The 14954-nt window shown below is 72.5% G+C and carries 10 protein-coding genes; all 10 read left to right on the top strand.

Features of this window, described 5'->3' with window-relative positions; genetic code table 11:
* Nucleotides 1–93 precede the first annotated feature (93 nt).
* Nucleotides 94–1815: an acyl-CoA dehydrogenase family protein gene (locus tag AC07CM_RS10135; protein WP_478875884.1), complete on the top strand. Its 1722-nt coding sequence runs from the start codon at nucleotides 94–96 to the stop codon at nucleotides 1813–1815.
* A 314-nt stretch (nucleotides 1816–2129) separates the two neighbouring features.
* Nucleotides 2130–3263: a leucine-rich repeat domain-containing protein gene (locus AC07CM_RS10140; protein WP_478875885.1), complete on the top strand. Its 1134-nt coding sequence runs from the start codon at nucleotides 2130–2132 to the stop codon at nucleotides 3261–3263.
* Nucleotides 3260–5074 (top strand): ankyrin repeat domain-containing protein, encoded by a 1815-nt coding sequence (locus AC07CM_RS10145; protein WP_478875886.1) that lies wholly within the window; start codon nucleotides 3260–3262, stop codon nucleotides 5072–5074. Before AC07CM_RS10140 ends, AC07CM_RS10145 begins: the two co-directional genes overlap by 4 nt.
* Nucleotides 5071–6282 carry an AAA family ATPase gene (locus AC07CM_RS10150; RefSeq protein ID WP_478875887.1) on the top strand — a complete coding sequence of 404 codons (1212 nt, stop codon included), beginning with the start codon at nucleotides 5071–5073 and terminating at the stop codon, nucleotides 6280–6282. The genes AC07CM_RS10145 and AC07CM_RS10150 overlap by 4 nt, the downstream gene beginning before the upstream one ends.
* Before the next feature lie 11 nt (nucleotides 6283–6293).
* Nucleotides 6294–7481: a vWA domain-containing protein gene (locus AC07CM_RS10155; RefSeq protein WP_478875888.1), complete on the top strand. Its 1188-nt coding sequence runs from the start codon at nucleotides 6294–6296 to the stop codon at nucleotides 7479–7481.
* Between the two features lie 144 nt (nucleotides 7482–7625).
* On the top strand, nucleotides 7626–8039 hold the full coding sequence (locus tag AC07CM_RS10160; RefSeq protein ID WP_478875889.1) for a hypothetical protein: 414 nt from the start codon (nucleotides 7626–7628) through the stop codon (nucleotides 8037–8039).
* Nucleotides 8036–8689, top strand: coding sequence for a hypothetical protein (locus AC07CM_RS10165; protein WP_478875890.1), 654 nt, complete (start codon nucleotides 8036–8038; stop codon nucleotides 8687–8689). Before AC07CM_RS10160 ends, AC07CM_RS10165 begins: the two co-directional genes overlap by 4 nt.
* A gap of 2 nt (nucleotides 8690–8691) precedes the next feature.
* Nucleotides 8692–13404 (top strand): putative T7SS-secreted protein, encoded by a 4713-nt coding sequence (locus AC07CM_RS10170; RefSeq protein ID WP_478875891.1) that lies wholly within the window; start codon nucleotides 8692–8694, stop codon nucleotides 13402–13404.
* A 13-nt stretch (nucleotides 13405–13417) separates the two neighbouring features.
* On the top strand, nucleotides 13418–14176 hold the full coding sequence (locus tag AC07CM_RS10175; RefSeq protein ID WP_478875892.1) for a hypothetical protein: 759 nt from the start codon (nucleotides 13418–13420) through the stop codon (nucleotides 14174–14176).
* Between the two features lie 106 nt (nucleotides 14177–14282).
* On the top strand, nucleotides 14283–14777 hold the full coding sequence (locus AC07CM_RS10180; RefSeq protein ID WP_478875893.1) for a hypothetical protein: 495 nt from the start codon (nucleotides 14283–14285) through the stop codon (nucleotides 14775–14777).
* Nucleotides 14778–14954 lie beyond the last annotated feature (177 nt).

Raw genomic sequence — 14954 nt, forward strand, 5'->3', positions numbered from 1 at the left:
GCCGCCGCACCCTCCGCCGTCCTCGCGCCCCGGCCCGTCCGGCCGTCAGACCTCCCGATTCCCACCCGTCCACAGCCGAAAGGCGTCATCCCCATGGCAGACCAGCTGCTGTTCAACCCGCGCACCTACGACCCCGCGCACTTCGACCCCGAGACGCGCCGCTTGCTGCGTGCCACCGTCGACTGGTTCGAGGAGCGCGGAAAGGGACGGCTGCTCGAGGACTACCGGACCCGGGCGTGGCTCGGCGACTTCCTCGCCTTCGCGGCGAAGGAGGACCTGTTCGCCACCTTCCTGACGCCGTCGTCCGCCGCCGAGGGGGAACCGGACAAGCGGTGGGACACCGCCCGGATCGCCGCGCTCAACGAGATCCTCGGCTTCTACGGCCTCGACTACTGGTACGCCTGGCAGGTCACGATCCTCGGCCTCGGCCCGGTCTGGCAGAGCGACAACGCCGCCGCCCGCGCCCGCGCCGCCGAACTCCTCACCCAGGGAGAGGTGTTCGCGTTCGGCCTGTCCGAGAAGGCCCACGGCGCCGACATCTACTCCACCGACATGCTGCTCGCGCCCGACGGCAACGGCGGCTTCCGCGCCACCGGCTCCAAGTACTACATAGGCAACGGCAACGCCGCCGGGCTCGTCTCCGTCTTCGGCCGCCGCACCGACGTCGAGGGCCCCGACGGCTACGTGTTCTTCGCCGCCGACAGCCGTCACCCGGCCTACCACCTGGTCAAGAACGTCGTCGACTCCTCGAAGTTCGTCAGCGAGTTCCGCCTGGAGGACTATCCCGTGGCGGCCGAGGACGTCCTGCACACCGGTCGCGCCGCCTTCGACGCCGCCCTCAACACCGTCAACGTCGGCAAGTTCAACCTGTGCACCGCCTCGATCGGCATCTGCGAGCACGCGATGTACGAGGCCGTCACCCACGCCCACAACCGCATCCTCTACGGCCGCCCCGTCACCGGCTTCCCGCACGTGCGGCGGGAGTTGACCGACGCGTACGTCAGGCTCGTCGGCATGAAGTTCTTCAGTGACCGCGCCGTCGACTACTTCCGCGCCGCCGGTCCGGACGACCGCCGCTACCTGCTCTTCAACCCGATGACGAAGATGAAGGTGACCACCGAGGGTGAGAAGGTCATCGACCTGATGTGGGACGTCATCGCGGCCAAGGGCTTCGAGAAGGACAACTACTTCGGCCAGGCGGCCGTGGAGATCCGCGGTCTGCCGAAGCTCGAGGGCACGGTCCACGTCAACCTGGCGCTGATCCTGAAGTTCATGCGCAGCCACCTCCTCGACCCGGTCGAGTACCCCGTGGTGCCCACCCGCCTCGACGCGGCCGACGACGACTTCCTGTTCCGGCAGGGACCGGCCCGCGGCCTCGGCTCGGTGCGCTTCCACGACTGGCGGCCCGCCTTCGACGCGTTCGCGCACCTGCCCAACGTGACCCGCTTGCGCGAACAGGCCGACGCGCTCTGCGCGTTCGTCGGCACGGCCGCGCCCGACGCGGAGCAGAGCCGCGACCTCGACCTCGTCCTCGCGGTCGGTCAGCTCTTCGCCCTCGTCGTGCACGCGCAGCTCGTCCTGGAGCAGGCCGGCCTCACCGGGCTCGACGAGGACGTGCTCGACGAACTCTTCGCCGTCCTCGTGCGCGACTTCTCCGCGCACGCCGTCGAACTGCACGGCAAGGACTCGGCGACCGAACAGCAGCAGGACTGGGCGCTGAGTGCGGTCCGCCGGCCGGTCGTCGACGAGGCACGCACGGCCCGGGTCTGGCAGCGGGTCGAGGCGCTGTCCGGCGCGTACGAGATGGCCCCTTAGCCGCGCGGCAGGCATCACCGGAGGCCGGGGACGCGTACGCCCGCGACGCCGACCCGGCCGACGGGGACCCGGAGCCGTTGTGGACCAACTAGGTTCGAACACAGAGGCGAAAGTCGCTATGATCTTCGCGGCAAGGCTGTAGCGCAGAGGTCGTCGCGCCCAAGCATCAAGCTGGAGGACGTCGGTTCGAATCCGACCAGCCTTGCCGCCCTTGTCGTGGAGGAAAATCGATTGGCGTCGGTTCGTCCTGGGCGGGCGGAGGGCGATGCCGCCCTCGGCGGGCCGGGCACCGGCGATGGACCGGTGGAGTGGTGATGACGCAGCCGACACCCGTACGCTGCCCCGCGATCGAGCACCCGGACATCCCGTTCAGCGACCCCGCCGCTCTGGAGCCGCTGCTCGACCGACTCCGGTCCGCGCAGCCGGTCGAGGCCGACGAGGCCTTTCCGCTCGGCACGGTGCGCGCGGACGGACGTATCGACCTGTGCAAGCAGGGACTCGGAGCGGCCGGCGCCGCCCGGCTGATGCCCGCCGCAGCCGCCTCGCCGCACGCCGCGCACATCCTCCTCGGTACCAACGCCGCCGGGAACGAGGGAGCCCGCACGATCGCCGACGCACTGGTCGACGGCCACGGCCTGCACACGCTCTACCTCGGCTGCAACCGCATCGGCCCCGAGGGCGCCAGCGCGCTCGCCGACGCGCTGACGAGGGACCGCACCGTCCGCGCCCTGTGGCTCAAACGCAATCCGGTGGGCGACGAGGGCGCCCGCGCGCTCGCCGCGATGCTCCGCCGCAACACCACGCTGCGCACCCTCGACCTGGTCAACACCGGTCTGACCACCGGCGGTCTGCGGGCCCTGTTCGACGCCCTCACCAGCCGGCCAGGACCGGTGGAACGCCTTTTCCTCGGTGGCAACGGCCTGACCGCCGACGCGGCCCCGCTGCTTGCGGTGCTGATCCGTGAGGCGGGTGTGCGCGAGCTGTACCTCCCCGCCAACCACCTCGGCGACGAAGGCGCCACGATCCTCGCCGCCGCGGCCGACCCCGCACGGCCGGTGCGCCTCGGCCTGGGCGGCAACGGGATCGGTCCCGCCGGTGCCCGCGCGCTCGCCGACTCCCTCGGCGGGATCGAGGCGCTCGACCTCGGCCGGCCGCCGTCGGAACGCAGCCTCGGCGCTCCCGCCAACACCACCGGCGACGAAGGTGCCCACGCGCTGGCCGCCGCCCTGCCGGGCAGCCCGCTGCGCCGCCTGGAGCTGTGCCACACCGGTCTCACCGGCCGGGGCGCGAAGACACTGCTGGCGGCGGTGCCCGACAACTCGCCCCTGGAGTACGTCGGTCTGGGACCCGGCCTGCCCCGCAGGCTGAAGCGGTCCTTCACCCAGCGCCTGCGTCCCGTCGGCAGGGCGCATCCCGACCTGCGCGCGATAGGGAGTGTCTACCGTTGAGCGCTCGAGGCGAACTCCATGACTTCCCGCCGGACGAGGCGGCGAGCCGGCGCCGGACACGCCGGTACGCGGTGCCCCGCTGGATGATCGAGCGTGCGACCGCATGCCGGCTGGCCGGTGACTGGCGGGGCGCCTGCGCGGCGGCGAACGTCGATGTCACCTTCGACCTGTCCGAGGTCGCCGACCACTGCGGCGACGAGGTCGCCGCGGCCCTGGAGAACGACCTCCGCCACCTCGCCCCCGAACTCCTGCGCTGGCACCTGCCGCGCGTGCTCGGCGGCCGGACCACCCTCGCCACGGGCAGGACGGTCGTCCTCGCCCGCTACCGCCCGAAGACGGTGGCCGAGGGCCGCCGGGCCACGCCGTACCTGCACATCACCACTCCTGCGATGATCGACGGACCACAGCGGATCGCCCTGCGGTTCAGGACGGTCGCGGACGAGCAGGCCGCAGGCGTCTTCGGGCGGAACACCGAGGACTGGCGGTACGCGCGGCACCTGTGGGACGCACGGCACGCCGCCGAGCTGCGTGAGCGGTGCGGCGGCGGCACGGACAGGCCGCCGTTCCTCCACGCCGACGCCACCCCGCGCGGTACCGACGAACTGCCGACGGCCGATCCCGGCGACGGCGACCCGGCGGCACGGGCGGAGTGGGCCACCCTGCTGCACCACAAGGGCGGGACACAGGCCGCCTTCGCCGCCGCCGGCATCGAGCTGGACCTGACACCCCCGCAGAAGTCGGGCTGGTACCAGGCGGACCCGGAGCGGCTCCTCGGCGGGATCGCGGTCGACCACACCCGGCTGGAGCCGGAAGTCCGCCGGCTGGTGGCCGAGGGCGTCGGCGACCGCTTCCTCATCGCCGCGCACTGGCGGACCTACATCCTGCTGGAGCCCAGGGACGCGGGCGGGCTGCTCGTGCGAGCCGTCGACCGGGACGACGTCAAGGGCGAGCCCTTCCTCGCCGAGGCCCTGTGGCGCAGACTCCCCGACCTCGACCTGATGCGCGTCGGAGGCGTCGCGGCGGAGCGACTGCATCCGCTCGTCCGCGAGGCGCTGTTCCCCGCCCTTGCGGTGCCTGAAGCCCCGGCCGGCCCGCCGGTTCCGAAGGCCCCCGCACCCGTGCGGGTCAGATGCCGGGGCGAATGGCACGATGTGGCGTTCCGGCCCGGCGGCCTGCTGCGCATGCCGCACAGCGACGAGGAACAGCAACGCGAGCGCGCCATGCGTGCCTTCGGCGGTGCCGTCGCCGGATGCTTCGCGGTGGAGCAGACGTGGACCTCCGGAGAGGGCCGTCTGCCGAAGGCCCTGCGCACGCAACGCCACGAGCTGTTCCTGCGCGCCCAGCACGGCGACACCCCCGGCGTGCTGGAACTCCTGGACGCCGGTGTCGACCCGCGTGTGCGGGACGCCGGCGGGCGCACCTTGCTGCACGTACTGAACCTCCTCGACCACGAGACGCTGCTGCCGCGGCTGCTGGCGGAGAGGCTGGACCTCGAGGCCCGCGACCGGCGGGAGCGCACGCCGCTGTTCGTGGCGGTCAACGACCTCGGTTCCACGGCGCTGGTGGAGGCGCTCGTCGCCGCCGGGGCGCGGCTCGACGTGATCGACCAGTCCGAGTTGTCGCTCGCCCAGCTCGTCCGTCGGTACAAGCGGCCCGACCTGGCCTTCCTCCGGGAACGCGTACAGCGGGAGCACCCCGGCGTCGGCGCCGAGTGGTGGGACGAATGGATGGACGACCAGGAGCAGTACCACGCGGACGACGACCACGACGACCACGACGACCACGACGACGAGGAAGAGCTGCCCTTTTGAGGACCGACCGTACCGTCCCCACCGCGCCGCCCGGCCCGCTGGCGGCCGCGGACGACCTCAACCGCAGGCTGCGCGACCGACGTACCGAGCCCGCCGCGAACCCGCAGCTGGAGGCGCTCGCCCTCGCCGTGACGGCCAATCAGCCCGTACTGCTGTGGGGCGAGCCGGGCATCGGCAAGTCGGCCGCCCTGGAGCAGCTCGCCGCCGGGCTCGGCCTGCCGCTGGAGACCGTCATCGCCAGCGTGCACGAGCCCTCCGACTTCGCCGGACTGCCCATCGTCGGTGACGACCCGGCCGTGACCGGTGTGCCGATGGCCCCGCCGGACTGGGCGGTGCGTCTCGCCCGGGCCGGACAGGGCCTGCTCTTCTTCGACGAACTGTCCTCCGCGCCGCCGGCCGTGCAGGCGGCGCTGCTCCGGGTGGTGCTCGAACGCCGGGTCGGCAGCCTGGTGCTGCCGGAGGCGGTGCGTATCGTCGCCGCCGCCAACCCGCCCTCCAGCGCGGCGGACGGCTGGCACCTCAGCCCGCCGCTCGCCAACCGGTTCGTCCACCTCGAATGGACCCACGACCCCCGGACAGTCGCCCGCGGCATGGCCGGCACCTGGCCGGAGGTGACCGTGCCCGTGGTCGACGCCGGCAAGGTGCCCGGTGCGGTCGCACGGGCCCGTGGCGCGATCTCCGGCTTCCTCACGGCCCGGCCCGGCCTGGTCCACCACATCCCCGGCGACGCCGAGAGCCGGGGCCGGTCCTGGCCGTCCCCCCGTACCTGGGAGATGGCACTCAGGATGCTAGCCACCGGGTACGCGGCCGGCGCCGGACGCGAGGCGCTGGCCGCCGCGCTCACCGGCGCCGTCGGGGACGGCGCGGGCATCGAGCTGCTGTCCTACCTCGAACACCTCGATCTGCCCGACCCCGACCGCGTTCTCGCCGATCCGGACGCCTTCGCCCTGCCCGAACGCGGTGACCGGCAGCTGGCGTTCCTCATCGCGGTCGTCGCCGCCATCCAGAGCGATCTCACCCGGCCCCGCTGGGAGGCCGGCTGGGCGGTGCTGGCGAAGGCCGTGGACGCGGGAGTACCGGACGTGGCCGCCCGCGCCGCCACCGACCTCGCCGCGATGCGGCACCTCGACTGGCCCGTACCGTCCGGCATCGACGGGTTCCTGGACCTGCTGCAGATGTCCGGGGCGCTGCCCGGCGCCGGCCGGTGAGGCGTGCGGGGATGACGGACGATTCCCGCCGCGCCCTCGACATGACCAAACTGCTCGCGGCCCGTTACCGGGCGGCGAGCGACCGGCCGTATCTGGCGTCGGCGCTGTACGCCCTGACCGTCGTTCCGAGCACGGAGGTCGGGACGATGGGGGTGGACCGGCACTGGCGCTGCTACGTGTCCCCGGCCTTCGTCGACGCGACGCCGGTGCCCGAGCTGGCGGGCGTCTGGGTGCACGAGGCGGCGCACCTGCTGCGCGATCACCACGGCCGGGCGGACCGGCTCCCCGCCGCGGCCCAGCGCGACCGGCACCGCGTCAATGTCGCGCAGGACTGCGAGATCAACGACGACCTCCTCGCGGACGGCCTTCGGCTGCCCGACGGACGCATGGAACCCCGCCTCTTCGGCCTCCCCGAGGGCCAGTTGTTCGAGGTGTACCTCGACCGGCTGCCGCCGCACGTGCGGACGCCGGACTGCGGGTCGGGCGCCCACGGCCGGCCCGCGCCCTGGGAACTCCCCGAATCCGCCGGTCCCGCACGGCTCGGCGAGGTCGAGACGCAGGCCCTGCGGCGGCACACCGCCGAGGCGATGCGCGCCCATCAGCGCGCCCGTGGCAGCCTGCCCGCGGGCTGGCAGCGCTGGGCCGAAGAGGTCCTGGAACCCACGGTGGACTGGCGGCGGGCGCTGTCCGGCGCGGTCCGGGAGGCCGCCGCATGGGCCGGGGGAGCCGTCGACTACACCTACCGCCGCCCCTCCCGCCGCACCCCGGCGCTGCGCGGCGTCGTCCTGCCCAGCCTGCGCCGCCCGCTGCCGCGGGTGGCCGTCGTCATCGACACCTCCGGATCCATGGGTGACGACGAACTGGCCGCCGCCCTCGCGGAGGTGACGGGGGTCCTGCGTGAAGTGGGCATACGGGGCAACCGCGTGACCGTGCTCGCCTGCGACGCCGACGTGCACGCCGTGTCCCGGGTGACGGCCACCGAGCAGATCACCCTCGGCGGCGGTGGCGGCACGGACATGCGCGTCGGGATCGAAGCGGCGCTCGCGACGCCGGACCGCCCGAGCATCGTCGTCGTCCTCACCGACGGACTCACCCCCTGGCCCGACGAGAACCCGCCCTGCCGCATCATCGCGGCGTTGATCGGCTCCGCCGCACCACAGCCGCCGAGCTGGGTGGAGACGGTACGCATTCCCACCTGACCCGTCGACGGCCCAAGGGGCGCGTTGTCCACTCGTGTGACCGTCAGTCAGCGGCCCGCGGGCGAGCCCTCACGAGAACCAGCGGCTCCTTCGCGCGCGTCCTGATCCACGGTGCCATGAGTCACCCACCACCGGGGAGGAACCGTGCAGCAGCGAATGACGGCGCTCGCCGAGCGCATCGCCGAGCGGAGAGGCGGAGACGACGACCCGCGTGCTCTGGTCGGCGAGATGCGACGGTCGGTCCTTCTCGTGCCGATGGCCGACGGAGGCCTCTGGTCGGTGCGTTCGGGCGGGGTGCGCTGGATCTGCGGGTTCACCGACGAGGCCGCACTGGCCCGGTTCGCCCTGCACCACGCGTCCGGTGATCAGCCCATGGACTACGCGGCTCTGCTGGGCGCGCGCATCGTCGACGAGATCGTGCCCACCCTGGGTGAGCCGGGCGGTCTCGCCGTCGACATCGCCACCGAGGACGGGTCGATGTTCTTCCCGCCGGTCGTCGGAATCGTCCCGGACGCCGTCGCCGTGGACGCGGGCCCGGCGGGTGAGACGCGCTCGTGAGCGGTGACGGAAAGGACCTGCAGTTCGACAAGGCGTCCGTCGCCAAGTTCACCCAGGGCGTGGGCAAGACGATCGACCAGCTCGGCGAACTCGGCGGTGCCACCGGTTCAGTGATGGGAAAGGGCTTCTCGGAGCTGGCGATGACCGGGATGGAGACCGGACATCACGGCCTCTCGGACGACTTCGAGGACTTCTGCGAGCGCTGGGAGTGGGGCGTGCGCGCCCTGGTGCGGGACGCCAGCGAGATCGCGAACCGGCTCGGCCTGGCCGCGGGCACCCAGTGGGAGCACGACCAGTACGTCGCGGGCTCGCTCAAGGTGGGCGCCAACGCCCTGTTCGGCGGGAACCCGCACGCCAGTGAGGAGGAGATCGCCAAGCAGGACTGGGGCGACATCTTCACGCCGGACTACCTGAACCCGGACTGGAGCGCCGAGTCGTTCGACAAGGCCGGTCAGGACATCACGCAGACGTGGAAGGACACCGGCCGCACCGTTCTCACCGAGGGCCAGGGCGGCCGGCAGTCGCAGCTGCTCAACCAGGCGCTCGGAGTCTCCGACGACCAGTGGAACCAGGCGCTGGACGAGACCTTCGGGCCGTCGCCGGAGGAGCGTGCGCAGCAGCAACAGCAGGGTGAGACCGGGGGGAACTGACGGTGGGTATCGGCGACTTCATCAGCGACATCACACCCGACTCGGTCGAGGACGCGGTCGAGGACGGCGTCGAATGGGTGGGCAACCGGGTCGAGGACGCGGGGAACTGGACCGCCGACCGGCTGGAGGACGTCGGCTGGGAGTCCGGCGCCGACTGGGTGCGCGAGCAGTCCCGTTCGGTCGCCAACCGGTTGGGCGCGGAGGTCGACGAGATGGACCTCGGGCAGACCGAGGACAAGACCAAACTGATCTACGGCAGCCCTGGCAAGATCAACTCAACGGCCGCGAAGCTCCGCTCCTTCCAGTCGGCCTTCGACGACACCGGCGACGGTCTCAAGGGCCTCGACTCGTCCCGGCTCAAGGGCGAGGCCGCCGACGCGCTGCGCACCGCGGTGGGCACTCAGCCGCCGAAGTGGTACCACGCCGCCGACGCCTGCACGAAGGCGGTCGGCGCCCTCGAGTCGTTCGCCGACACCGTCACCTGGGCGCAGGGACGGGCACAGACGGCGATCGACAAGTGGAAGGAGGGGGTCAAGGCCTCCGAGGACGCCGCCGACGCCCACCACAAGGAGGTCGACGACTACAACAAGGCCGTCGACCGCTACAACGCCCAGCCCGCGGACAGGCGCGACCCGTCCTCGCTTCCGCCGCGCCCCGCCGAGACCTTCGACGACCCCGGCAAGAAGCTGATGAAGGAGGCGCAGGACATCCTCGCCGCGGCCCGCAAGCAGCGGAACTCGGCCGCGGAGACAGCGCGTTCGGCGGTCCGCGCCGCCCGCGACATGGCCCCGGAGAAGCCTTCCTACGCCGAGCAGTTGCGCGACGGCTCCGAGGAACTGCAGATCATGCAGGACCATGTCACCGGCGGCCTCATCAAGGGCACGGCCGGCATCGTGAACTTCGTCCGCTCGGTCGACCCCCTGGATCCGTACAACATCACGCACCCGGCCGAGTACGCGACGTCCCTCAACAGCCTGGCCGCCGGCATGGTGGTGGCCGCCAACGACCCCGTCGGCACCGGCACCCAGATGGTCAAGGACTTCATGAAGGACCCGGCCGAGGGCTTCGGCCGGCTGATCCCCGACATCGTGCTGACCGTGGCCACCGACGGCGGCGGGGCCGCGGTGAAGGGCGCCCGCCTCGCCGAGGACGCGGCCGAGGCCTCCCGGGTGCGCCGTCTGATCGACGACGCAGAGGAGGGCACCCACGGTCGCCCGGACCCGGAGCGCGTCACCGACGGCTCCGACCCGGTGGACCTCGCCACGGGCCGGATGTTCCTGCCCCAGACCGATGTGGAGATCCCCGGCGTCCTGCCACTGGTCCTCACCCGGCGCACCGAGTCCGGCCTGGCGACCGGCCGCTTCCTGGGGCCGTCCTGGTCGTCCACGGTCGACGAGCGGCTGGAGATCGACGCCGTCGGCGTCGTCCATGTCACCGCCGACGGCCTCCTGATCGCCTATCCGCATCCGGTCCCCGGCGATCCCACCCGGCCGCGGTCGGGCAAGACTCGCATCCTGCTCGCCCGTGACGCCGACGGCGACTACGCGCTGACCGACCCCGCCTCCGGCGTGGTCCGCCACTTCTCGGCCCCGGCGGACGCCGAACCCGGGGGTGACGGAACGGCCTGGCTGGCCCAGATCACCGAACGCAACGGCCACACCGTCACCGTCGAGCGGACCGAGGACGGGCTGCCGCTGGCCCTCGTCCACTCGGCGGGCCACCGGGTGCGGCTGACCACCTCCGACGGCCGGGTGACCGCTCTCTCCCTGGCCGGCGCGGGAGAGCGCGGCGCGGATCTGCCGCTGACGGGCTACGGCTACGAGGACGGCGACCTCACCACCGTGACCCGGCCGTCCGGTGCCGTCACCGCTTTCCGGTACGACGAACGCCACCGGGTCATCGCCTGGATCGACTCCAACGGCCGCCGCTACGACTACGTCTACGACGACCGCGACCGGGTCGTCGCCGAGGGCGGCGAGGCCGGGCACGTCCAGATCACCCTGGCGTACACCGAACCGGATGCCGAGACCGGCCACCGGACGACGACCCTGACCACCGCCGACGGCCGGGCCACCCGGCATCTCATCGGCCGGGGCTGCCGGGTCCTGGCCACCACGGACGCGCTCGGGCACACCACCCGGTTCCGCCACGACCCGAGCGGCAACCTGCTGTCCCGTACCGACCCGCTCGGCGCCACCACCGGCTTCACGTACGACGAGGCGGACCGGCTGGTCGCGGCCGTCCGTCCGGACGGCTCCGAAATTCGCGTCGAACGCGGCCCGTTCGGGCTTCCGGTGGAGGTCGTGGGGCCGGACGGCGCCCGCACGACGTACGCGTACGACGAGCGCGGCAACCGAACGGCGGTCACCGATCCGGCCGGACACACCACCCGCACCTCCTACGACGACGCCGGCCGGCTCACCTCGGTCACCGACGCCCTCGGAAACACGACCGTCGTGGTGTGCGACGCGGCGGGGCTGACCGTGGCGGTGACCGACCCGTCCGGGGCCACCTCCCGCACCGAGCGGGACGCACTCGGCCGCCTCGCCCGCCGCACCGGCCCGGGCGGCGACACCGAGTCGTGGACCTACGACGGCGAGGGCAACTGCCTGACCCACACCGACGCCTCGGGCGGTGTCTCGAGCTACGAGTACACGCACTTCGACCTCCCGCTCGCCAGTACCCGGCCCGACGGCAGCCGCCACGAGTTCGAGCACGACAACGACCTGCGCCTCACCCGTGTCACCAACTCCCTCGGCATGAATTGGTCCTACGAGTACGACGCGGTCGGCAACATCGTGTCCGAGACCGACTTCGACGGGCGCACCCTGACCTACCGGGTGGACGCGGCGGGCCGGCTCACCGAGCGGATCGACGCCCTCGGCGGGACCATCTCGTTCGACCGCGATCCGCTCGGCCAGGTGCTCCGCAAGAACGTCGACGGCCGGGTGACCAGCTACGCGTACGACCGGGCCGGACGTCTGGTCGAGGCGGTCGCGCCCGACAGCGACCTCCGCTACCAGTACGACCGCTGCGGACAGGTCAAGACGGAGCTGGTGGACGGCAGGCCGCTCGTCTACTCCTACGACGACCTGGGGCGGCGGATCCGCCGGACCACGCCCACCGGCCATGTCACGTCCTACGCCTACGGCTCCGACGGGCTGCCCGCGCGGCTGACCACGGGTGGCCGGCGGGTCGACTTCATCCACGACGCCGCCGGCCGCGAGCTGACCCGCGCCTTCGGGGACGCGATCACCATGACGTCGGCCTGGGACGCGGCCGGACGGCTCTCCGCGCAGCACATCACCGCCGGAGCACGTGCCGTCAACAGTCGCGCCTACTCCTACCGCGCCGACGGGCACCTGCTCTCCGTCGCGGACCGGCTGTCGGGCACCCGCACCTTCGACCTGGACCCGATGGGCCGGGTCACCGCCGTCCACGCCCCGGGCTGGACCGAGCGATACGCGTACGACGACGCGGGCAACCAGGCCTCGGCGTCCTGGCCGGACCGGCACCCGGGCGGCGAGGCGACCGGGGAGCGCGCCTACGACGGCACCGGCATCACCCGTGCCGGAGGTGTCCGCTTCGAGCACGACGCGCTGGGCCGGGTCACCTTGCGGCAGAAGACGCGCCTGTCCCGCAGGCCCGACTCCTGGCGCTACGAGTGGGACACGGAGAACCGTCTCACCGCCGTCACCACCCCCGACGGGACCCGGTGGCGGTACCGCTACGACCCGCTCGGCCGCCGCACCGCGAAGCAGCGGCTCACGGCGGACGGCGAGAGCGTGGCCGAGGAGGTCCGGTTCACCTGGGACGGCCTCACCCTGTGCGAGCAGACCAGCCACCGGCCGGACGAACCGCACACGGTCGCCCTCACCTGGGACCACCGGGACGTCGTGCCGCTGGCCCAGACCGAGCGCATCCTGACGGCCGACAGCCGGCAGAAGGAGATCGACCGGCGCTTCTTCGCCATCGCCACGGACCTCGTCGGCACACCGACCGAACTCGTCGACGAGACGGGCGACATCGCCTGGCGCACCCGGAGCACGCTCTGGGGCACCACCGCCTGGGCCCAGGACAGCAGCGCGTACACCCCGCTCCGTTTCCCCGGCCAGTACTACGACCCCGAGACGGGCCTGCACTACAACTGCTTCCGCCACTACGACCCCGAGACCGGCCGCTACACCTCCCCGGACCCCCTCGGCCTCGCTCCCGGACCGAATCCCGTCGGCTATGTGGACAACCCGTACACGGGGTGCGACCCGCTGGGGCTGATGCCCAAGTACACGAAGGAGGAGAAGGCACAGCAGGCCAGGGAAAAGGCCGTCCAGACCGCGGACGAGGTCGTCGACAGAGCCCAGGGCGGCCGGATGAAGAAAGCCGGCAACTACCACGCGGATTCCATGCACGGCTTCAGCGACGAACGGGTCCTGGACATCCTCAAGAGCCCGGACGCGGTGTACCACTCGACGGCGGGCAGCGGAAGGCTGATCTTCCGACAGGGGGAGGACATCGTGGTGGCGGAGGGCGGCGGCGCAGGGGCAGGCAACGTCATCACGGCATACGGCCCGTCCGGAATCAGGGGCGACTCCGGCGTGCGGGCGCTCGGCGGCTTGCCGACCGATCCCGGTGGGCCGATTACCCACGCAGACGTGGTGGAGGGCAGGATTCCCGCCAAGAACGGCTACATGGCTCCCGCAGCGCAGATCCGATGAAACGGCATCAACCATGAAACTCACCCTTGACGGCGACTGGACTGCGACGGTGACGGGCGATCCGCTGCGGAGCACCCCGCGCTTCGACTTCCCGGGCCAATGTGTGCGCATCGCGGAGTACGCGGACGTGGAGGGATGGCAGCGGTTCCTCGCGGAGACCTTCGGCAGCCAGGAGTGGCTGTGGGACGCTCCGGACGAGCTCCGGTTCGACCCGGCCGCCCGGGAACTGGCCGGCGCCGCGTTCCGACTGCCCTATGAGGCCGCCGATGAAGAGGACTCCGCCCGCGTTCCCGCCACGCCCGCCGTCCGGCCGGGCGGCCTTCGCGCGGACGAGGCCCGGGACTTCCGCCTGGAGGTGACCTCTGAGCTCTGCCGTGCCCCCGGGGACACCGTGCTGACCTGCCTGCGCGACCTGGACGTCCTCGACGAGCCGCTGGAGGCCAGGATCGGCATCGCTCCCGACGTGGCGCTCCTCGTCCAGCACGGCACCGTCGTCGGCTGGAGCCTCACCGACCCCGCGCGGTACCTGACCACCGCCTTCGCCGCCCCCGACCCGGCTCCCCCCGCCCCTGCCACCCGGCGCATGCTCACCGCGTGCCTGGACCTGATCACCACGCCACTGCTCGACGAGGTGAGACGCCGAGACCCGGTCGCCCTGGACCGACTTCGGACACTGGACCAGGCCTTGCGGACCCAGCGCGAGGACCGCCACCGGGCCGACGCCCTGCTCGCACTCATCGCCGACCTGGTCGAGGACTACGGGAACCGGTGAACGGCCGGCCGAGAAGTCTCTGACGTTCGACGGCGGCCGGCGCGCGACGGTGACGGACGACCCGCTGTCCCTCACACCCCGCCTTTCAGGCACATCGTTGGACCTCGTGGGCTACGCGGACGTGTCGGGGCGGGAGCGATTCCTCGCCGAGACCTTCGGCAGCCGGGAATTCCTGTGGGACGCGCCGGACGTCTTCCGCTTCGACCCCGCGGACCGGCGGCTGGTCGGGGCCGAGCTCCACATGCCGGAGGAGGCCGCCTCCGACCAGGACTGCGCCCGTCTCCTTCCCACACCGGCGGCTCGCCCTGGTGGGCTCCGCGCGGAAGAGGTTCGCGACTTCCGGCACGAGAGGTGCACGGTCGTGTGCCGGGCCCCTGAGGACGCAGTCCTCACCTGCCTGCGCGACCTCGACGTCCTCGACGAGCCGCTCGACGCCCGCGTCGGCATCGCGCCCGACGTGGCCCTCCTGGTTCAGCAGGGCACCGTGGTCGGCTGGAGCCTGACCGACCCGGTCCGCTACGTGACCACGGGCTTCGCGGCCCCTGACCCGGCCCCGCCGTCCCGGCCACCCGCCGTCTGTTCACGGCGTGCCCGGACCTGATCACCACACAGGTGGTCGAGGACGTGGCGGACGGCGAACCGGCCGCCGTGGCGCGCCTGAGGGCGGCGGACGCGGGGGTGGGGGGGGAAAACGAGGAGCGGGACCGAAGGGAGGAGAGGCCCGATTTCGCCCGCACACACGTGGAGGAAGACAGGGAAAGGTGACCCCTTGGCAGGC

Source organism: Streptomyces sp. NPDC044061 (genome assembly GCF_056434305.1).

Excerpts from the sequence above, each read along its gene's own strand:
- AC07CM_RS10135 (WP_478875884.1), top strand. The coding sequence starts at position 94 with ATGGCAGACCAGCTGCTGTTCAACCCGCGCACCTACGACCCCGCGCAC.
- AC07CM_RS10140 (WP_478875885.1), top strand. The coding sequence starts at position 2,130 with ATGACGCAGCCGACACCCGTACGCTGCCCCGCGATCGAGCACCCGGAC.
- AC07CM_RS10155 (WP_478875888.1), top strand. The coding sequence starts at position 6,294 with ATGACGGACGATTCCCGCCGCGCCCTCGACATGACCAAACTGCTCGCG.
- AC07CM_RS10175 (WP_478875892.1), top strand. The coding sequence starts at position 13,418 with ATGAAACTCACCCTTGACGGCGACTGGACTGCGACGGTGACGGGCGAT.